20 protein-coding genes are annotated in these 19,298 nt (G+C 71.2%); 11 read left to right on the forward strand and 9 right to left on the reverse strand.

Going from position 1 to position 19,298, the window contains the following annotated elements:
- The first annotated feature begins 22 nt into the window (after positions 1–22).
- The 4 genes from ROT00_RS02620 to ROT00_RS02635 all read left to right on the forward strand — a co-directional run bounded on the left by ROT00_RS02620 (position 23) and on the right by ROT00_RS02635 (position 2,732).
- Complete coding sequence (locus ROT00_RS02620) at positions 23–1,237, forward strand: phosphoglycerate kinase (protein WP_404772097.1); 1,215 nt, start codon at positions 23–25, stop codon at positions 1,235–1,237.
- Positions 1,228–2,016, forward strand: a complete 789-nt coding sequence (gene tpiA, locus ROT00_RS02625; RefSeq protein ID WP_404772099.1) for a triose-phosphate isomerase — start codon at positions 1,228–1,230, stop codon at positions 2,014–2,016. The genes ROT00_RS02620 and tpiA overlap by 10 nt, the downstream gene beginning before the upstream one ends.
- A gap of 99 nt (positions 2,017–2,115) precedes the next feature.
- Positions 2,116–2,367 (forward strand): preprotein translocase subunit SecG, encoded by a 252-nt coding sequence (gene secG / locus ROT00_RS02630; protein WP_189084947.1) that lies wholly within the window; start codon positions 2,116–2,118, stop codon positions 2,365–2,367.
- Positions 2,367–2,732 (forward strand): RNA polymerase-binding protein RbpA, encoded by a 366-nt coding sequence (locus ROT00_RS02635; protein WP_404772101.1) that lies wholly within the window; start codon positions 2,367–2,369, stop codon positions 2,730–2,732. Before secG ends, ROT00_RS02635 begins: the two co-directional genes overlap by 1 nt.
- An 86-nt stretch (positions 2,733–2,818) precedes the next feature.
- On the opposite strand, the gene pgl is transcribed toward ROT00_RS02635, so the two are convergent.
- From pgl to tkt, 6 genes are read right to left on the reverse strand one after another with little or no spacing between them, the layout of a single operon-like run.
- Positions 2,819–3,589 (reverse strand): 6-phosphogluconolactonase, encoded by a 771-nt coding sequence (pgl, locus tag ROT00_RS02640; protein ID WP_404772103.1) that lies wholly within the window; start codon positions 3,587–3,589, stop codon positions 2,819–2,821.
- Positions 3,586–4,545 (reverse strand): glucose-6-phosphate dehydrogenase assembly protein OpcA, encoded by a 960-nt coding sequence (locus tag ROT00_RS02645; protein ID WP_404772104.1) that lies wholly within the window; start codon positions 4,543–4,545, stop codon positions 3,586–3,588. The genes pgl and ROT00_RS02645 overlap by 4 nt, the downstream gene beginning before the upstream one ends.
- Positions 4,542–6,083: a glucose-6-phosphate dehydrogenase gene (gene zwf / locus ROT00_RS02650; RefSeq protein ID WP_404772106.1), complete on the reverse strand. Its 1,542-nt coding sequence runs from the start codon at positions 6,081–6,083 to the stop codon at positions 4,542–4,544. The genes ROT00_RS02645 and zwf overlap by 4 nt, the downstream gene beginning before the upstream one ends.
- Positions 6,084–6,100: 17 nt before the next feature.
- Positions 6,101–7,705: a glucose-6-phosphate isomerase gene (locus tag ROT00_RS02655; RefSeq protein WP_404772108.1), complete on the reverse strand. Its 1,605-nt coding sequence runs from the start codon at positions 7,703–7,705 to the stop codon at positions 6,101–6,103.
- Positions 7,702–8,811, reverse strand: coding sequence for a transaldolase (gene tal / locus ROT00_RS02660; protein ID WP_404772110.1), 1,110 nt, complete (start codon positions 8,809–8,811; stop codon positions 7,702–7,704). The genes ROT00_RS02655 and tal overlap by 4 nt, the downstream gene beginning before the upstream one ends.
- Before the next feature lie 25 nt (positions 8,812–8,836).
- Positions 8,837–10,927 carry a transketolase gene (gene tkt, locus ROT00_RS02665; protein WP_404772111.1) on the reverse strand — a complete coding sequence of 697 codons (2,091 nt, stop codon included), beginning with the start codon at positions 10,925–10,927 and terminating at the stop codon, positions 8,837–8,839.
- Between the two features lie 311 nt (positions 10,928–11,238).
- Between tkt and ROT00_RS02670 the strand changes: the two genes are divergently transcribed.
- Positions 11,239–12,159: a heme o synthase gene (locus ROT00_RS02670; protein WP_230763456.1), complete on the forward strand. Its 921-nt coding sequence runs from the start codon at positions 11,239–11,241 to the stop codon at positions 12,157–12,159.
- 199 nt (positions 12,160–12,358) lie between these two features.
- Here the strand turns inward: ROT00_RS02670 and ROT00_RS02675 are convergent, their stop codons facing one another.
- Positions 12,359–13,291, reverse strand: coding sequence for a COX15/CtaA family protein (locus ROT00_RS02675; RefSeq protein WP_404772113.1), 933 nt, complete (start codon positions 13,289–13,291; stop codon positions 12,359–12,361).
- A 226-nt stretch (positions 13,292–13,517) separates the two neighbouring features.
- On the opposite strand from ROT00_RS02675, the gene sufB reads away from it, so the two are divergent.
- The 6 genes from sufB (at position 13,518) to ROT00_RS02705 (ending at position 18,545) form a co-directional block, all read left to right on the forward strand.
- Positions 13,518–14,936 carry a Fe-S cluster assembly protein SufB gene (gene sufB / locus ROT00_RS02680; RefSeq protein WP_404772115.1) on the forward strand — a complete coding sequence of 473 codons (1,419 nt, stop codon included), beginning with the start codon at positions 13,518–13,520 and terminating at the stop codon, positions 14,934–14,936.
- A gap of 3 nt (positions 14,937–14,939) precedes the next feature.
- Positions 14,940–16,121, forward strand: a complete 1,182-nt coding sequence (sufD, locus tag ROT00_RS02685) for a Fe-S cluster assembly protein SufD (protein ID WP_404772116.1) — start codon at positions 14,940–14,942, stop codon at positions 16,119–16,121.
- Position 16,122: 1 nt separating this feature from the next.
- Positions 16,123–16,449: a non-heme iron oxygenase ferredoxin subunit gene (locus ROT00_RS02690; protein ID WP_404772117.1), complete on the forward strand. Its 327-nt coding sequence runs from the start codon at positions 16,123–16,125 to the stop codon at positions 16,447–16,449.
- A gap of 68 nt (positions 16,450–16,517) precedes the next feature.
- The gene (sufC, locus tag ROT00_RS02695) at positions 16,518–17,288 is read left to right on the forward strand and encodes a Fe-S cluster assembly ATPase SufC (protein WP_404772118.1); all 771 of its coding nucleotides are present in this window, start codon (positions 16,518–16,520) and stop codon (positions 17,286–17,288) included.
- 20 nt (positions 17,289–17,308) lie between these two features.
- Positions 17,309–17,638 (forward strand): metal-sulfur cluster assembly factor, encoded by a 330-nt coding sequence (locus ROT00_RS02700; protein ID WP_404772120.1) that lies wholly within the window; start codon positions 17,309–17,311, stop codon positions 17,636–17,638.
- A 94-nt stretch (positions 17,639–17,732) separates the two neighbouring features.
- Positions 17,733–18,545 (forward strand): methyltransferase domain-containing protein, encoded by an 813-nt coding sequence (locus tag ROT00_RS02705; protein WP_404772122.1) that lies wholly within the window; start codon positions 17,733–17,735, stop codon positions 18,543–18,545.
- A gap of 54 nt (positions 18,546–18,599) precedes the next feature.
- Here the strand turns inward: ROT00_RS02705 and ROT00_RS02710 are convergent, their stop codons facing one another.
- Positions 18,600–18,839, reverse strand: coding sequence for a hypothetical protein (locus tag ROT00_RS02710; RefSeq protein WP_404772123.1), 240 nt, complete (start codon positions 18,837–18,839; stop codon positions 18,600–18,602).
- The gene (locus tag ROT00_RS02715) at positions 18,839–19,288 is read right to left on the reverse strand and encodes a GNAT family N-acetyltransferase (protein ID WP_404772125.1); all 450 of its coding nucleotides are present in this window, start codon (positions 19,286–19,288) and stop codon (positions 18,839–18,841) included. The genes ROT00_RS02710 and ROT00_RS02715 overlap by 1 nt, the downstream gene beginning before the upstream one ends.
- Positions 19,289–19,298: the final 10 nt, after the last annotated feature.

Here is a 19,298-nt window from a genome sequence, read left to right on the forward strand (position 1 = left end):
CCGGCGACCGAAACGGAGCACAGTGACTCTGCGAACCATCGATTCCCTCGGTGAGCTCGCCGGCAAGCGCGTCGTCGTCCGATGCGACCTCAACGTCCCCCTGGACGGCGAGACCATCACGGACGACGGCCGCGTGCGGGCCTCGCTGCCGACGCTGAACGCCCTGCTCGCGCAGGGCGCCCGCGTCGTCGTCATCTCCCATCTCGGCAGGCCGAAGGGCGAGCCGGAGGCGAAGTACAGCCTCCGGCCCGTCGCGGCCCGCCTCGGCGAGCTCCTCGACGCGCCCGTCGGTTTCGCGGCCGACACGGTGGGCGAGGATGCCGCGGCGAAGGTCGCGGCCCTCGGCGACGGCGAGGTGCTCGTGCTCGAGAACCTCCGCTTCAACCCGGGGGAGACCGCGAAGGACGACGCCGAGCGGCGCGCCTTCGCCGAGCAGCTCGCGGCGTTCGCCGACGTCGTCGTCTCCGACGGCTTCGGCGTCGTGCACCGCAAGCAGGCGAGCGTGTACGAGCTCGAGCAGTTGCGGCCGAGCGCCGCCGGCCTGCTGATCGCGGCCGAGCTCGAAGTGCTCGACCGCTTGACCGAGACGCCCGAGCGACCCTACACGGTGGTGCTCGGCGGCTCGAAGGTCTCCGACAAGCTCGGCGTCATCGCCCACCTGCTCCCGCGCGTCGACACCCTGCTCGTCGGCGGCGGCATGCTGTTCACGTTCCTCGCCGCCCAGGGCCACCAGGTCGCATCGAGCCTGCTCGAGGCCGACCAGCTCGACACGGTCCGCGGCTATCTCGCCGAGGCCCGGGAGCGCGGCGTCGAGCTCGTCCTCCCGAGCGACGTCGTCGTGGCGTCCGCGTTCTCGGCCGAGGCCGAGCACGTGGTGACCGCGGCCGACGCCATCGAGGAGACGCCGTTCGGCGCCTCGGGGCTCGGCCTCGACATCGGCCCGGCGACGGCCGCCGACTTCGCAGCGCGCATCCGCGCCTCGAAGACGGTGTTCTGGAACGGCCCGATGGGCGTGTTCGAGCTCGCCCCGTTCGCGGCGGGCACCCGTGCGGTCGCCGAGGCCCTCACCGAGGTCGACGGCCTGAGCGTCGTCGGCGGCGGCGACTCGGCCGCCGCGGTCAGGCAGCTGGGCTTCGACGACGCCCAGTTCGGTCACATCTCCACGGGCGGGGGCGCGAGCCTCGAGTTCCTGGAAGGCAAGCAGCTCCCCGGACTGGAGGTCCTCGGATGGCAGTGAAGCGCACCCCGTTCATCGCGGGCAACTGGAAGATGAACCTCGATCACCTGCAGGCGATCGCGTTCGTCCAGAAGCTCGCCTGGAGCCTCGCCGACGCGAAGCACGACTACGCGGACGCCGAGGTGGCGGTGTTCCCGCCGTTCACCGACCTCCGCTCGGTGCAGACGCTCGTCACGGCCGATTCCCTGCCGATCGCGTACGGCGCGCAGGATCTGTCGAAGCACGACTCGGGTGCGTACACGGGCGAGGTGTCCGGCGCGTTCCTGAAGCAGCTCGACTGCGGCTACGTCATCATCGGCCACTCGGAGCGGCGCACGCTGCACGGCGAGACCGATGAGGACGTGAACGCGAAGGTCGTCGCGGCGCACCGCCACGGGCTCGTCCCGGTGCTGTGCGTCGGCGAGACCGCGGAAGACCTCGAGACCCACGGTGCGAGCGCCGTGCCGGTCGCGCAGCTCCGTCGCGCGCTCGAGGGCGTGGATGCCTCGAAGGGCCTCGTCGTCGCCTACGAGCCGGTCTGGGCGATCGGCTCGGGCCAGGCCGCGACGCCTGCCCAGGCCGAGCAGGTCGCGGCCGCACTCCGCGGGGTGCTGGCCGAGCTCGCCGGCGACGAGGTCGCCCAGGCCACCCGCATCCTCTACGGCGGATCCGTGAAGGCCGCGAACATCGCCGCCTTCCTCCGCGAGCCGAACGTCGACGGCGCGCTCGTCGGCGGCGCGAGCCTCGACATCGACGAGTTCTCCGCGATCGTCCGCTTCAAGAAGCACGTCGGCGCCTGATCGGGTGCGGCCCGGGGCGCCGACGCGCTCCCGGGCCGCCGCCCGGCTATACTCGATTGTCGGCACCGACCAGTCCGTCGTGCCCGGAAAGGTTTCACCGTGGAGATTCTCCAGGTCGTCCTGCAGGTCCTGCTCGGCCTCACGAGCCTGCTGCTGACCCTGCTCATCCTGCTGCACAAGGGCCGCGGCGGCGGGCTCTCCGACATGTTCGGCGGCGGTGTGACCTCCAACCTCGGCGCCTCGGGCGTCGCGGAGCGCAACCTGAACCGGATCACGATCATCCTGGGCCTCGTCTGGGTCACCTGCATCGTGGTGCTCGGGCTCATCACCAAGTTCGAGGCGGGCATCTGATGGTCTCCGGAAACAGCGCCATCCGCGGCTCGCGCGTCGGTGCCGGCCCCATGGGCGAGCAGGACCGCGGCTTCCACGCCGACCGCGTCGCCGTGAGCTACTGGGACGCCCAGGGCAACGAGACGATCCGCTACTTCGCGGCGAACCTCCCCGACGAGGAGATCCCCGAGACGATCGACAGCCCCTCGACGGGGCTCCCGGCCGGTCGTGACAAGGCGAACCCGCCGTCGCTGTCGAAGAGCGAGCCCTACAAGACCCACCTCGCCTATGTGAAGGAGCGCCGCACCGAGGAAGAGGCGGCCGCCCTCCTCGAGGAGGCGCTGCAGCAGCTGCGCGCGCGTCGCGGCACGCGCACCGCGGACTAGCTCCGAGTCGCCTCGCAGACGAACCAAACGGCGGGCGGATCCTTCGGGATCCGCCCGCCGTTTCGTCTGCGCGGGAACGCCGTCGCTCAGTACTCCGGGGCGATGAGCTGCTCGGGGACCTCCGCCGCGGCGTCGCGGTCGACGAAGAACACCGTGCGCTTCCGGCCCTTGATGCCCGCGACCGGCACCTCGTCGCGGCTCGCACCGGCCAGCGCGAGCCCGAGCGCCGAGGCCTTGTCCGCGCCGGCGAGCACGAACCAGACGCGCTGCGAGGAGTTCAGCACCGGGCGGGTGAGGCTCAGTCGCTCGGGCGGCGGCTTCGGGGAGTTGCGCACGGCGATGACGGTGCGGTCGGTCACGCGGATGCCGGAGCGGTGCGGGAACAGCGAGGCGATGTGCCCGTCCGGCCCGACGCCGAGGAACGTGATGTCGAAGATGGGGTAGGGCTGACCGTCGACGCCGTGGGCCGCGAGCTCGGCGGCGTACACCTCGGCGGCGACGTCGAGCTCGAGGCCGGCGTCGGAGGCCGGGAACGGGTGCAGGTTGCCGGCCGGCAGCTCGAGCACGTCGAGCAGCGCATCGAACGACTGCGTGTCGTTGCGCTCGGCGTCGCGCTCGGGCACCCAGCGCTCGTCGCCCCACCAGAAGTGCACCCGAGACCAGTCGATGCTCGTGCGCGCGGGCGAGGCGGCCACCGCCTCCAGCACGGCCCCGCCCATCGAACCGCCCGTGAGCACGATATGCGCGACCGCCTGCTCGTCGAGGATGTCGAGCAGCTTCGTCATGAAGCGCGCCGCCACCGCGGCCGCGAGCGCGGGCTTGTCCGGGTGCACGAGCACCCGTCGGTCGTTGGTCATCCTCGTCCACCTTCCGTTCCATCGGCGAGCAGGGGCAGGCCGACGGTGATCACCTCGCCGTAGAGTTCGTCGGGGTCGAGCCGGCGCAGCTCGTCCGCGAGGCAGTCGCGGAGGCTGCGGCGGGGGAGCGCGACGTCGTGCACCGGCTGCCCGGGCTGACGCAGGGTCGCGACGCCGGGGATGTCGCGGATCAGCTCGATGTTGCCGCTCGCGCGCTCGAGCTCGACGCCGTGGATGCCGTGCAGCTCGCTCTCCGGCCCCGCGAGTGCGCAGCTCGTCTCCGCCTGCAGCTGCAGCTTCAGCCAGGCGGCGAGGAGCGTCGTGGAGGGGGAGTCGAGCGCGCCGGAGACGTGCACGCGCGTCACCGGCTCGTACGGCGGCTGGTCCAGGACGGCCGCCAGCTGGGCGCGCCAGAGCGTCAGCCTCGTCCACGCGAAGTCCGCGTCGCCCGGGCGGTAGCTGCGCTCGAGCGCGGAGAGCGCCGCCTGGGGGTCGGGCTGCGCCGAGGCATCCGTGATGCGCCGGTGCGCGATGCGGCCGAGCGGCGCGAGCGCCGGGACTTCGGGAGCCGCGCCCGGCCACCAGGTGACGACCGGGGCGTCCGGCAGGAGGAGCGCCATGACGAGGCTCTCCTCGTCGCTCGCGACCTCGCCGTACGCGCGGAGCACGATGACCTCGCTCGCGCCGGCGTCGCCGCCGACGCGGATCTCGGCATCCAGCCGGGGCGCCACGCCGGCGCCGTCGGCGCCGGGCTCCGAGGCGACCACGATGACGCGCATCGGGTGCTCGCGCGAGGCGTCGTTCGCCGCCTCGATCGCTTCCTCCTCGCGACCGGCCTGGGTCGCGATGATGAGGGTCAGCACGCGACCGAGGGCGACGACGCCGCCCTCCTCGCGGATCTTCACGAGCGCCTTGGAGACCTGGCTGGTCGTGGTGTCGGGCAGATCGACGATCATGGGCGCCTCCAACTGCGTCCGTCGCGGGCGAGCAGCTCGTCGGCCGAGCTTGGGCCCCAGGAACCGGGTCGGTACTGCTCGGGACGACCCTGACTCGCCCAGAAGTGCTCGATCGGGTCGAGGATCTTCCAGGAGAGCTCGACCTCCTCCTGACGGGGGAAGAGCGGCGGGTCGCCGAGCAGCACGTCGAGGATGAGCCGCTCGTACGCCTCCGGGCTCGCCTCGGTGAAGGCGTGGCCGTAGCCGAAGTCCATCGTCACGTCGCGCACCTGCATGCCGGCGCCGGGCACCTTCGAGCCGAAGCGGATCGTCACGCCCTCGTCGGGCTGCACCCGGATCACGAGCGCGTTCTGGCCGAGCTCCGAGGTCTGGCTGTCGGCGAACACCTGCTGCGGCGCGCGCTTGAACACCACGGCGATCTCGGTGACCCGGCGGCCGAGCCGCTTGCCGGCGCGCAGGTAGAACGGCACCCCCGCCCAGCGGCGGGTGCCGATGGTGAGCTTCATGGCCGCATAGGTCTCGGTCGTCGACTCGGGGTTCATGCCGTCTTCCTCGAGGAAGCCGACGACCTGTTCGCCGCCCTGCCAGCCGCCCGCGTACTGGCCGCGCGCGGTGCCGGTCGCGAGATCCTCCGGAAGCCGGATCGCCGCGAGGATCTTCTCCTTCTCGGCGCGGAGGTCGGCCGCCTCGAAGGAGATCGGCTCCTCCATCGCCGTGAGGGCGAGGAGCTGCAGCAGGTGGTTCTGGATGACGTCGCGCGCCGCCCCGATGCCGTCGTAGTACCCCGCGCGTCCGCCCACGCCGATGTCCTCGGCCATGGTGATCTGCACGTGGTCGACGTAGTTGGCGTTCCAGATGGGCTCGTACAGCTGGTTCGCGAAGCGCAGCGCCAGGATGTTCTGCACCGTCTCCTTGCCCAGGTAGTGGTCGATCCGGAAGACCGAGTCGGGCGGGAAGACGGAGGCGACGACGTCGTTCAGCTCGCGCGCCGTCTGCAGGTCGCTGCCGAAGGGCTTCTCGATGACCACCCGGCGCCACTGGCCCTCGCGCTGCTCGGTGAGGCCCGAGCGCTTCAACTGCTCGGTCACGAGCGGGAAGGACTTCGGCGGGATCGAGAGGTAGAACGCGTGGTTGCCCATCGTCCCGCGCTCACGGTCGAGGTCCTCGACCGTGGCGCGGAGACGGTCGAACGCATCGTCGTCGTCGAAGGTGCCGGTGACGAAGCGGATGCCCCGGGCCAACTGCTGCCAGACGTCCTCGCGGAACTCCGTGCGGGCGTACTGCTTCACCGAGTCGTGGACGACCTGGGCGAAGTCCTCGTTCTCCCAGTCCCGCCGGGCGAAGCCGACCAGCGCGAAGCCCGGGGGCAGGAGCCCCCGGTTCGCGAGGTCGTACACCGCGGGCATCAGCTTCTTGCGGGACAGGTCGCCCGTCACGCCGAAGATGATGAGGCTCGACGGGCCGGCGATGCGATTCAGCCGGTAGTCCTTCGGAGAACGCAGCGGGTTGTGGCCCGCCTCGATGAGTGCCGGTTGCACTGCGGTGGCTCCTGCCGTCAGTCGATCGCGGCGACGAGGGACGCGAGGTTCGCCGCGGGGTCGGTCAGCGTGAGCGTCAGCACCGGCCGGCCGTGCTCGGCGAGCACGCTCGCGTCGCCGGAGGCCTGCGCGGCGATGAGCTCGCCGAAGGTGAACGGCCGCTCCGGGATCGCGAGATCCTCAGCGGGCCGCTGCGTGAGCTGGAGGAACACGCCGACCGCCGGGCCGCCCTTGTGGAACTGCCCGGTCGAGTGCAGGAAGCGCGGGCCCCAGCCGAAGGTGACCGGGCGACCGGCGCGGGCGGCCAGGAGCTCGCGCAGCTGCGCGATCTCGGGGTGGGCGACGCGATCGACGTACGCCTGGACCGAGAGGTAGCCGTCGGCCGGGAGCTCTTCGAGGAGCACCTCGATCGCCGAGGCGAGGTCGCTCGCCGCACCGATGACCTCGGGCGTGCCGCGCACCTCGATGCCCTCGGCGACGAACGCCGCCGGGGCGGGCTCGGGCCGGGCGTCGAGGAGCCCGCGGGCCGCGATCTTCGCGGACTCCACGTCGGGCTGGTCGAAGGGGTTGATCCCGAGCAGCCGGCCGGCGACCGCGGTGGCGTACTCCCAGACGAGGAGCTGGGCGCCGAGGGTGCCGCTCACGCGGATCTCGTCGCTCGCGTCGTCGTGGAAGAGCGCGGTCCCCGCGTCGTCGACGAGCCGCACGAGCTGCAGATCGGCGAGCCCGGCGGAGAGCTCCGGCGCGTCGGGCTCGAGGACGACGGGAAGCAGTCCCGTCCCCTCCTTGCCGGTCGACTCGGCGATGAGCTGCTCCGCCCAGTCGGCGAAGCCGACGATGTGCGTGCCGTCGGCGACGATCGCCAGCTTGTCGCGGAGCGGCTGCGTCGCGGCGATCGCGGCGCCGAGCACCAGGCCCGGGTTCTCCTCGGTGTCCACGGCGAGCGGGAGCTCCACGGACTCGGCCTCGTCGAGGATCTCGGCGATGTCGACCCCGGCGAGGCCGGAGGGGACGAGCCCGAAGGCGGTGAGCGCCGAGTAGCGGCCGCCGACGTTCGGGTCGGCGTTGAAGACGCGGTACCCCGCGGCGCGCGCCGACTCGTCGAGCGGCGAGCCCGGGTCGGTCACGACGACGATGCGGCCGGCCGGGTCGATGCCCGCGTCGCGGAACGCCTGCTCGTAGATGCGGCGCTGGCTGTCGGTCTCGACCGTCGAGCCCGACTTCGAGGACACGACGAGCGCGCTCGAGGCGAGCCGGTCGGCGAGCGCGGCGCGGACCTGGCCGGGCTCCGTGGAGTCGAGCACGGTGAGGGGCACGCCCGCGGTGCGGGTGATGACCTCGGGCGCGAGCGAGGAGCCGCCCATGCCCGCGAGGACGATGTGGTCGACGCCGGCCTCGCGCAGCTCGTCGCGGAGCGCGAGGATCTCGGGGACGAGCGGGCGGGAGATCGCGACGGCCTCGGTCCAGCCGAGGCGCTTCGCCGACTCCGACTCGGCCTCGGGGCCCCAGAGCTCGGGGTCCTGCGCCGTGATGCCGCTCGCGACCCGGTCGGCGACGAGCTGGGGGACGACGCGGCGCACGGCGTCGGCCGCGGCGCCGCTCACGGAGATACGGAAGCTCATCGTGCCGCCCCCAGCGCCGCCCCGACGGACTCGAGCAGCTCGTCCCACGAGACGATGAACTTCTCGACGCCCTCGCGCTCGAGGAGCGCGGTGACGTCGTCGTAGTCGACGCCGACCTTCGCGAGCGCGTCGAGGACGGCGCCGGCCTCCGCGTAGGCACCGGTCACGGTGTCGCCGGTGACCACGCCGTGGTCGAACGTCGCCTCGAGGGTCTTCTCGGGCATGGTGTTCACGACGCCGTCGGCCACGAGCTCCGTGACGTAGAGCGTGTCGGGCAGGGCCGGGTCCTTGACGCCGGTCGAGGCCCAGAGCGGACGCTGGCGGTTCGCGCCGGCGGCGAGCAGCGCCGCGGCGCGCTCGCTCGCGAAGGTCTCCTCGTAGAGCTCGTAGGCGAGGCGCGCGTTCGCGACGCCCGCCTTGCTCTTCAGGGCGAGCGCCTCGTCGGTGCCGATCGCCACGAGCCGCTTGTCGATCTCGGTGTCGACGCGCGAGACGAAGAACGAGGCGACCGAGTGGATCGTCGAGAGGTCGTGCCCGGCGGCCTTCGCCTGCTCCAGGCCGGCGAGGTACGCGGCCATGACCTCGCGGTACCGGTCGAGGCTGAAGATGAGGGTGACGTTGACGCTGATGCCGGCGCCGATCGTCTCGCGGATGGCGTCGAGACCCTCGACGGTCGCGGGGATCTTGATCATGGCGTTCGGGCGGTCGACGCGCTCCCAGAGGGTCTTCGCCTCGGCGACGGTGCCGGCGGTGTCGTGGGCGAGGCCGGGAGCGACCTCGATCGACACGCGGCCGTCGAAGCCGCCCGAGCGGTCGTACACCTCGCGGAAGACGTCGGCGGCGGCGCGGACGTCGTCGGTGGTGATCTCGAACACGGCGCGGTCGACGTCGGCGCCCGCGGCGGCCAGCGAGGCGACCTGCTCCGCGTAGCGCTCGCCCTTCGAGAGCGCGCCCGCGAAGATCGTCGGGTTGGTGGTGACGCCGACGACGTCGCGCTCGGCGATGAGCCGGGCGAGGTCGCCCGTCTCGATGCGCTCGCGCGAGAGGTCGTCGAGCCAGATGCTGACGCCGGCCTCGGAGAGCGCGGCGGTGGGAGTGATGCTCATGGGTTCGTTGCTCCTTCGTGCCCGCTCAGGCGGCGAGCGATTCCTTGGCGGCGGCGACGACGGCGTCCGTCGTGATGCCGAACTCGCGGAACAGGGTCTTGTAGTCGGCGGAGGCGCCGAAGTGCTCGATCGACACGGACCGGCCGCGGTCGCCGAGGTAGCGCTGCCAGCTGAGCGACAGCCCGGCCTCGACGGAGACGCGAGCGGTGACGGCTGCCGGCAGCACCTGCTCGCGGTACGCGGCGTCCTGCTCCTCGAACCACTCGAGGCTCGGGGCGGACACGACGCGCGCGGAGATGCCCTCCGCGGCGAGCTGCTCGCGCGCCGCGACGGCGAGCTGCACCTCGGAGCCCGTGGCGATCAGGATGACATCGGGCGTGCCCGAGGCGGCCTCGGCGAGCACGTAGGCGCCCTTCGAGACGTTCGCCGCGCTCGCGAGCACGGCGCCGGATGCCGCGCCGTCGCCGCGCTCGAACACCGGGATGTTCTGGCGGGTCAGCGCGATGCCGGCGGGACCGCCGCGGCGCTTCAGGATCTCGAGCCAGGCGTAGGACACCTCGTTCGCGTCGGCCGGGCGGACCACGTCGAGGCCCGGGATGGCGCGGAGGGTCGCGAGCTGTTCGATCGGCTGGTGCGTCGGGCCGTCCTCGCCGAGGGCGACCGAGTCGTGGGTCCAGACGAAGATCGACGGGACCTGCATCAGCGCGGCGAGCCGCACGGCGGGCCGCATGTAGTCGCTGAAGATGAGGAAGGTGCCGCCGAAGGCGCGCGTCGGCCCGTGCAGGACGATGCCGTTCAGGATGGCGCCCATGGCGTGCTCGCGGATGCCGAAGTGCAGGACCCGACCGTACGGGTTGCCCGCCCACTCGTGCGTCGAGTGCTCGGTGGGGACGAACGATCCACCGCCGTTGATCGTCGTGAGGTTCGACTCGGCGAGGTCGGCCGAGCCGCCCCAGAGCTCGGGGAGTTCGGCCGCGAGCGCGTTGATGACTTTGCCGGATGCGGCGCGGGTCGACACCTCGGTGCCCGCCTCGAACACCGGCAGGGCCTGCTCGAGGCCCTCGGGCAGCTCGCCGGCCTCGAGGCGGTCGAGGAGCGCCTTGCGCTCGGGGTTCGCCGCGGCCCAGGCATCGAACAACGCCTGCCACTCGCGGTGGAGCGCCGCCCCGCGCTCGCGGGCGCCGCGGGTGCGCTCGATGACGTCCTCGGCGACGACGAAGCTCTGCTCGGGGTCGAAGCCGAGCACCTCCTTCGTCGCGGCGAGCTCGGCCGCGCCGAGCGCGGAGCCGTGGATCTTGCCGGAGTTCTGCTTGCCGGGGGAGGGCCAGCCGATGATCGTCTTCAGGATGATGATCGACGGCTTCGCCTGCTCGCCCTTCGCCGCCTCGATGGCGGCGTGCAGCTCGGCGACGTCCTCGACGTACTCGCCCGTCTTCTTCCAGTCGACGGTCTGCACGTGCCAGCCGTAGGACTCGTAGCGCTTCGCCACGTCCTCCGTGAAGGCGATGTTCGTGTCGTCCTCGATCGAGATCTGGTTCGAGTCGTAGATGACGACGAGGTTGCCGAGCTGCTGGTGGCCGGCGAGGGAGGATGCCTCGCTCGTCACGCCCTCCTGCAGGTCGCCGTCGCCGGCGACGACGTACACGAAGTGGTCGAAGGGGCTCTCGCCCGCGGCCGCCTCGGGGTCGAAGAGGCCGCGCTCGTAGCGGGCCGCGTAGGCGAAGCCGACGGCGGAGGCGAGGCCCTGGCCGAGCGGACCGGTCGTGATCTCCACGCCGGCGGTGTGGCCGTACTCCGGGTGGCCCGGGGTCTTCGAACCCCAGGTGCGGAGGGCCTTCAGGTCGTCGAGCTCGAGGCCGGAGCCCTCGAGGTAGAGCTGCACGTACTGCGTGAGCGAGGAGTGGCCTGCGGAGAGGATGAAGCGGTCGCGCCCCAGCCAGTCGAGGTCGGACGGGTCGCGTCGCATCACCTTCTGGAAGAGGAGGTAGGCCGCCGGGGCGAGGCTCATCGCCGTGCCCGGGTGTCCGTTGCCGACCTTCTCCACGGCGTCGGCTGCGAGCACGCGAGCCGTGTCGACCGCGCGATCGTCGAGGGAGTCCCATTGCAGAGTTGCCACGAGGTTGCTGTTCCTTCCGGTCGTGGCGGGGTCGCGGGAGCCGACCGGCCCCCGGGCCCGCCAGGGAATCGCTGCGGCGCGGTGGAGCCCTGACCGTCGGTCCCGATCGTCGACGACTCGTCGGCAGCTCGGTACCGCGCCATCGGGCGCGCTCTTCCTCAGTATATGGAGTGGGGGAGTCGGCCGTGGCCGTTCGTGACGTCGCGGGCCCCGTCGACGCGGCGGGCCCCGCGCCGGCGCGGGGATGGCCTAGAATCGGAGGCGGCGTGCCCGCGCGCGATCACCAGCGCGGCGTCACCGGAAGAGGAGCGATGCAGGCAACAGGCGAGACCACCGAGACCCGGGCCCCGTCGACCTTCCGCCGCAAGCTCGGCGCCTACGTGGCCCTCACGAAGCCGCGCGTGATCGAGCTCCTGCTCGTCGTCACCGCGCCGACCATGATCCTCGCCCAGCAGGGGCTGCCCGATCTCTGGCTGCTGATCGCGACGCTCATCGGCGGAGCCATGAGCGCCGGCAGCGCCGGGGCGTTCAACTGCTACATCGACCGCGACATCGACCGGGTGATGAAGCGCACGCAGGGCCGACCGCTCGTCACCGGCGAGCTGAGCGACCGTGAGGCGCTCGTCTTCGCCTACGGCCTCGGCGCGGCATCCATCGTCTGGCTCTGGGTCTTCACCAACTGGCTGGCCGCGCTGCTCTCGCTCGCCGCCATCCTGCTGTACGTCGTCTTCTACAGCCTCATCCTGAAGCGCCGCACGGCGCAGAACATCGTCTGGGGCGGCATCGCGGGCTGCATGCCGGTGCTCATCGGCTGGGCCGCGGTCACCGAGGACCTGAGCTGGCCGCCGGTCATCCTCTTCCTCATCATCTTCCTGTGGACGCCGCCGCACTACTGGCCGCTCTCCATGAAGTACAAGGCCGACTACGCCGCCGCGGGCGTGCCGATGCTCGCGGTGGTGCGGGGCCGGGCGCAGGTCGGGCTCCAGGTCATCCTCTACGCGTGGGCGACCGTCGCGTGCTCGCTGCTGCTCATCCCGATCGCCGGCATGGGCCTCGTGTACTCGACCGTCGCCGTCGTCACCGGCGCCTGGTTCATCTACGAGACGCACCGGCTCTACAACCTCGCGATCCGGCACGAGCAGGTCTCGCCGATGCGCGTGTTCCACGGCTCGATCGTCTACCTGTCGCTCGTCTTCCTCGCGGTCGGCATCGACCCGCTGCTGCCCTTCTAGGACCGTCTCGCCCGCGGCGCGGGCTCGGCGCCGGCTCGGGCTCGGCGCGGGCGCGGCTCTACCGACCGTCCACGGCGTCGCCGGGCGCCTGCTCCTGGGGAGGAGATCCACGCCCCGGGAGGCCTCCGTCGTGGATCCGATCCTCCCTCGAGGGCGAACTCCTCCGGCGCAGCAGGGTTCGGAGCGGCGCGGCGGCGCGTCAGGCGGCGCTGACGGCCTCGGCGCGCGCGGACTCCCGTGCACCGGCGGCGACCGGCCGCTTGAGGTGCAGCACCACCAGGGTGAGAGCCGCCGCGGTGAGCGCCGCGAGCACCATGTGGATGCCGACAGCCAGCACCGGGAGGCCGTTCCGCGCCTGGTAGAGGCCCACGGCGACCTGGACGAGCTCGGCGACGAGGAGCACGACCGTCCACCTCAGCGTCGGCAACTTGCGGATGCCCGCGACGACGACGAGGACGACCGTGAGCCCCAGCAGCAGGTACCCCGGCCAGGCGTGGATGTGCTCGAGGATCTCGGCCTCGAAGCCGTTGCGGCCCGCCTCCGAGTCGCCCGAGTGCGGCCCCGCGCCGGTCGTCAGCACGCCGAAGGCGATGGAGACGGCCATGACGAGGGTCGTCACGTGCGTGAGGATCGCATACCAGCGGGGGACCGCGAGCTCGCGCGGCCCGGGGACTGCGTCGAGGCGCGCGAGGAACGCGGCCGTGATGCAGACGAGCACGAGGGAGGAGACGTAGTGGAAGCCGACGATGAATGGGTTGAGACCGGTCCACACGGTGATGCCGCCGACGATCGCCTGCGCGACGATGCCGCCGATGACGACGAGCGAGAGCACCCACAGGTCGCGGCGCTCGCGGCGGATGCGCCAGACGAGCAGCACCACGACGAGCGCGATGATGCCCACGACGCCCGTCATCAGACGGTTCCCGAACTCGATGAGGCTGTGGTAGCTGAGCTCCTCGGTCGGCACGAGGGAGCCGGGCGTGCAGGTCGGCCACGTCGGGCAGCCGAGCCCGGATCCGGTGAGCCGAACGGCGCCGCCCGTCGCGATGATCGTCGTCTCCGCGATGAACGACAGCCACGCGAAGATGCGCAGGCTCGTCGGGACGTGCAGGCCGGTGCTCGGGCGGTTCACGCGGAGTTCCTCATCCGGGTCGCGTGGAACGGAGCCAGTGTCGGGGCGACCCTATAGACTTGATCAGATGGCGGGCCCGGCGCGGCGAATCGCGCGCTCGGCCTCTCTGCCATCTTAGGTTCGCAATGGAGCCACCCGCACATCACCAGTCGTCGCGAACACCTCGATTCACGGCGCACGGTGAGCCGGTCTGATAGCCGGTCGCAGGGAAGGAGAAGAGGAGAGCATGACGGACGTACTGATCGACCGCCCAGAGCTCGAAGGACTCGGCGTGTACGAGTTCGGCTGGGCCGACTCTGATGCCGCGGGGGCCTCGGCCCGTCGCGGACTCTCGCAGGAGGTGGTGGCCGACATCTCGCGTCTGAAGGAAGAACCGGAGTGGATGCTCCAGCGTCGCCTTCGTGCGCTCCAACTCTTCGACAAGAAGCCGATGCCCAGCTGGGGCGCCGACCTCTCGGAGATCGACTTCGAGAACATCAAGTACTTCGTGCGCTCGACCGAGAAGCAGGCCCAGAGCTGGGAAGACCTCCCCGAGGACATCCGCAACACCTACGAGCGCCTCGGCATCCCCGAGGCCGAGCGCCAGCGCCTCGTCGCCGGCGTCGCGGCGCAGTACGAGTCGGAGGTCGTCTACCACCAGATCCGCGAGGACCTGGAGGAGCAGGGCGTCATCTTCCTCGACACCGACACCGCGCTCAAGGAGCACCCCGAGATCTTCGAGGAGTACTTCGGCACCGTCATCCCGGCCGGCGACAACAAGTTCGCCGCGCTGAACACGGCCGTCTGGTCGGGCGGCTCCTTCGTCTACGTGCCGAAGGGCGTCCACGTCGAGATCCCGCTGCAGGCTTACTTCCGCATCAACACGGAGAACATGGGCCAGTTCGAGCGCACGCTGATCATCGCCGACGAGGACAGCTACGTGCACTACATCGAGGGCTGCACCGCCCCGATCTACAAGAGCGACTCGCTGCATTCGGCCGTCGTCGAGATCATCGTGAAGAAGAACGCACGCGTGCGCTACACGACGATCCAGAACTGGTCGAACAACGTCTACAACCTGGTCACGAAGCGCGCCGTCGCCCACGAGGGCGCCACCATGGAGTGGATCGACGGCAACATCGGCTCCAAGGTGACCATGAAGTACCCGTCGATCTTCCTGATGGGCGAGCACGCCAAGGGCGAGACGCTCTCGGTCGCCTTCGCCGGCCCCGGCCAGCACCAGGACGCGGGCGCGAAGATGATCCACATGGCGCCCTACACGCAGTCGTCGATCGTCTCGAAGTCGATCGCGCGCGGCGGCGGTCGCGCGGGCTACCGCGGCGAGGTCCGCGTCGACGCGAACGCGCACCACGCGGCGAACACCGTCCGCTGCGACGCCCTGCTCGTCGACACCATCTCCCGCAGCGACACCTACCCGGCGATCGACATCCGCGTCGACGACGTGCAGCTCGGCCACGAGGCGACCGTCTCGAAGGTCAGCGAGGAGCAGCTCTTCTACCTCATGGCCCGCGGCATCCCCGAGGACGAGGCGATGGCCATGATCGTGCGCGGCTTCATCGAGCCCATCGCACGCGAGCTGCCGATGGAGTACGCGATGGAACTCAACAAGCTCATCGAGATGGGCATGGAAGGATCGGTCGGCTAAGCAATGACCGTCGCAACGCAGAGCACCGCCATGCCCACCGCGGCGCAGCACGGCCTCGTCGCCCACTCGGACGGCCCCGTCGTCCCCGTGCAGACCCGCTCCGAGCGCTTCCGCTCGACGGAGGTCGCCGACTTCGCCCCCGTCACCGGCCGCGAGCACGAATGGAAGCTGTCACCCGTCGCCGCCTTCGCCGACCTCACCTCGGGTGAGCTCGACGGCGCCCGACTCGAGCTCGACACGAACGGCGCCGACGGCATCGCGGTCGAGTGGATCGCCCGCGACGATGCCCGCATCGGCACCGCGGGCACTCCCGAGGAGCGCGCCTCGGCCAACGCCTGGACGAACTTCGGCGAGGCCCTCCTCGTCCGGGTCACCGGCGAGGACGCGAAGGTGGCCACGGTCACCCGCACCGGCCTCGGCTCCACGCCGCGGGCCGCGCACACCGTCATCGAGGCGGCCCCGAACAGCCGCGGGCTCGTCGTGCTCGGCGGCACCGGCGAGGCGCGTCTCACCGAGAACGTCGAGATCCTCGTCGGCGCGGGCGCGAACCTCACCGTCGTCTCCGTGCAGGAGTGGGACGACGACGCCGTGCACCTCGCGAGCCACTTCGCCCGCATCGGGCGCGACGCGAAGCTGAAGCACATCGTCGTCTCGCTCGGCGGCAAGGTCGTCCGGGTGAACCCGTCGACGCACCTCGCCGAGCAGGGCGGCGACGTGGAGGCGCTCGGCCTCTACTTCTCCGACGCGGGCCAGCACCTCGAGCAGCAGGTGTACGTGCACCACGATGCGCCGAACACCCGCAGTCGCGTCACCTACAAGGGCGCGCTGCAGGGGGAGGGCGCCCGCAGCGTCTGGATCGGCGACGTGCTGATCGGCAACGCGGCGGTCGGCACCGACAGCTACGAGCAGAACCGCAACCTCGTCCTGAGCGACGGCACTCGCGCCGACTCGATCCCGAACCTCGAGATCGAGACCGGCGACATCGAGGGCGCCGGGCACGCCTCGGCCACCGGTCGCTTCGACGACGAGCAGCTGTTCTACCTCATGGCCCGCGGCATCACGGAGGAGGAGGCGCGCCGCCTCGTCGTGCGCGGCTTCCTCACCGAGATCGTCCAGCAGATCGGCGTCGCGGAGCTCGAAGAGCGCCTCACCGCCGCTCTCGAAGCCGAACTCCAGGGAGCCTGAGATGGCCGCCGTCCGGGTCTGCGGGGTCGACGAGCTCGTCGAGAACCAGGCGTCGCGCTTCGTCCTCGACGGCGTGCCGATCGCCGTGGTGAAGGACGCCGCCGGCGACGTGTTCGCGATCGGCGACACCTGCACCCACGGCGACATCTCGCTCGCCGAGGGCTTCGTCGAGGACGACACGCTCGAGTGCTGGGCCCACGGGTCCAAGTTCTCGCTGCGCACCGGCAAGCCCCTCACCCTCCCGGCCTACGAGCCGGTCCCCGTCTACCAGGTGGAGATCTCGGGCGGCGACGTCCTGATCGACCCCGCGGTCACCGTGACCGTCTGAGCGACGCGCTCAGCCCAAGCATCCAGTCGGCCGCGAGCCGAACGACGAAAGAGACCAGAAACCAGATCATGTCCGTGCTCGAGATCAAGAACCTGCACGTCAACGTCGAAACCGACCAGGGCACCCGCGAGATCCTCCGCGGCGTCGACCTCGTCATCAACGAGGGCGAGATCCACGCCATCATGGGCCCGAACGGCTCCGGCAAGTCCACCCTCGCCTACACGATCGCCGGCCACCCGAAGTACACCGTCGTCGAGGGCGAGATCCTCCTCGACGGCGAGAACGTGCTCGAGATGTCCGTCGACGAGCGCGCCCGCGCCGGCCTCTTCCTCGCCATGCAGTACCCGGTGGAGATCCCCGGCGTCACGGTGACGAACTTCCTCCGCACCGCGAAGACCGCGATCGACGGCGAGGCGCCGAGCGTCCGGCACTGGGTGAAGGACGTCCGCACCGCGATGGGCAACCTCAAGATGGACTCCGCCTTCGCGGAGCGCAACGTCAACGAGGGCTTCTCCGGCGGCGAGAAGAAGCGCAACGAGATCCTCCAGCTCGAGCTGCTGAAGCCGAAGTTCGCGGTGCTCGACGAGACCGACTCCGGTCTCGACGTCGACGCGCTGAAGATCGTCTCGGAGGGCGTGAACCGCGCCAAGGAGAACACCGGCCTCGGCATCCTCCTGATCACCCACTACACGCGCATCCTCCGCTACATCAAGCCGGACTTCGTGCACGTCTTCGTCGCGGGCAAGATCGCCGAGCAGGGCGGTCCCGAGCTGGCCGACCGGCTCGAGGAAGAGGGCTACGACCGCTACCAGGTCGCCGAGCCCGCCGCGGCGGAGTGACCCGGGCGTAGGATCTGACCATGGTCACCTCACTCGCGCCGGAGCGCTATGACGAGGTCGAAGAGGCGCTGAAGGACGTCGTCGACCCCGAGCTCGGGGTCAACATCGTCGACCTCGGCCTGATCTACGACCTCGGCTGGGACGACGAGAACAACGCGCTCGTCATCCACATGACGCTGACGAGCGCCGGCTGCCCGCTCACCGACGTGATCGAGGAGCAGACCGCGCAGGCCCTGGACGGCGTCGTCGACGCCTTCCGCATCAACTGGGTGTGGATGCCGCCGTGGGGGCCCGAGCGGATCACCGACGACGGCCGCGACATGATGCGCGCCCTCGGCTTCGCGATCTGACGAACCACCATCCGGATGCCCCGGTCAGCAGCAGCTGGCCGGGGCATCCGTCGTCCGACGTCACAGACCCTCGGGCGCGCGTAATGTTGCCGATATGACGACCACGCCCCGCGACGCATACACCCACGGACACCACGAGAGCGTCCTGCGCATCCATTCCTGGCGCACCGTGGAGAACTCCGCGGCGTACCTGGTGCCGCACCTCCGCGCCGGCCTCGACGTCCTCGACGTGGGGAGCGGCCCGGGCACGATCTCGATCGACCTCGCCCGACGCGTCGCGCCCGGCCGAGTGACCGGTGTGGACGCCTCGGCCGAGGTGGTGGCGCAGGCCGCCGGCCTCGCCGAGAGCGAGGGTGTCGGGAACGTCTCGTTCGCCGTCGGCGACGCGTACGCCCTCGACTTCCCCGACGACAGCTTCGACGTCGTGCACGCCCACCAGGTGCTGCAGCACCTCGGTCGCCCGGTCGACGCGCTGCGCGAGTTCCGCCGCGTGCTCCGCCCCGGCGGGGTCGTGGCGGCGCGCGACGTCGACTACGGCGGGCTGATCTGGAGCCCCGACTCCGCGGGACTCGACCGCTGGCTGGAGCTGTACGACGCGGTGCACCGCTGGAACGGCGGGGAGCCGAACGCCGGACGACGCCTGACGGCGTGGGCGCGCGAGGCCGGATTCACGGATCTCACCGGCACCGGGGCCGTGTGGGTCTTCGCCTCGGAGCTCGACCGGGAGTGGTGGGGCGGGGCCTGGGCCGTGCGCGCCACCGAGTCGAACTTCGCGGCGCACGCCATCGAGTCCGGCCACTCGAACCCCGAGGAGCTCGCCCGCATCGCCCAGGCCTGGCGCGACTGGGCGGCCGATCCCGACGGCTGGCTGCTGATGCCGCACGGCGAGATCATCGCCACCAAGTAGCCCCGGCGAGCCACCAGGTAGGCCCGGCGAGGAACGGCGAGCCGGCGCGGCTGCCTACCAGTCGTCGCCGTCGTCGGGGTCGCCGAGGGCGGCGGCGTCACGGAGCGTGTCGCCGTCGATGACGGTGCCGTCGTCGAGCTCGACGATCGCCCGGCCCTCGAGCCAGGTGAGCGTCCAGGTGCGGCCCGCGCCGTCGGCGCGGGTCGCTTCGAGCGCGGCGACCCGGGCGCGCGTCTCGGCCGGAACCGAGGCCGGCGGCGTGCTGCCGAACGGCCAGCGGGTGCCGAGCTGCATCAGGCGTCCATCTCGTAGGTGACCCACGAGGTCCGGCGCGCGATCCGGTCGTAGAGCGCCTGCGCCGGCTCGTTGTCGGCCGCCGTGATCCAGCTGACGCCGCCCTGGCCGAGCTCAGCGGAGCGGGCGTGCACGAACTCGATGAGTGCGCGGCCGGCGCCGCTGCCGCGCACGGACTCCGTGACGTACAGGTCGTCGAGGTACGCGCCGGTCGTCGCGCTCAGTGTGTCGGGCACCGCACGGAAGTGCGCGAGCCCGACGGGCGTGCCCTCGGCGTCGACCGCGAGCGCGGCGCGCAACGGGTGCTGCTCGTCCTGGAGCCAGGTCCAGACGGTGAGCGCCTTGCGGTCGTCGAGATCGGTCTCGTAGAAACGGCAGTACGCCTCGAACAGCGGCAGCCAGCCGAAGAAGTCGCCCTCTTCGGCGAGGCGGATGTCGATCGTGGTCATGCTTCCCCCA

Source organism: Agromyces mediolanus (assembly GCF_044917495.1).
GTDB classification, from domain to species: Bacteria; Actinomycetota; Actinomycetes; order Actinomycetales; family Microbacteriaceae; genus Agromyces; species Agromyces mediolanus_B.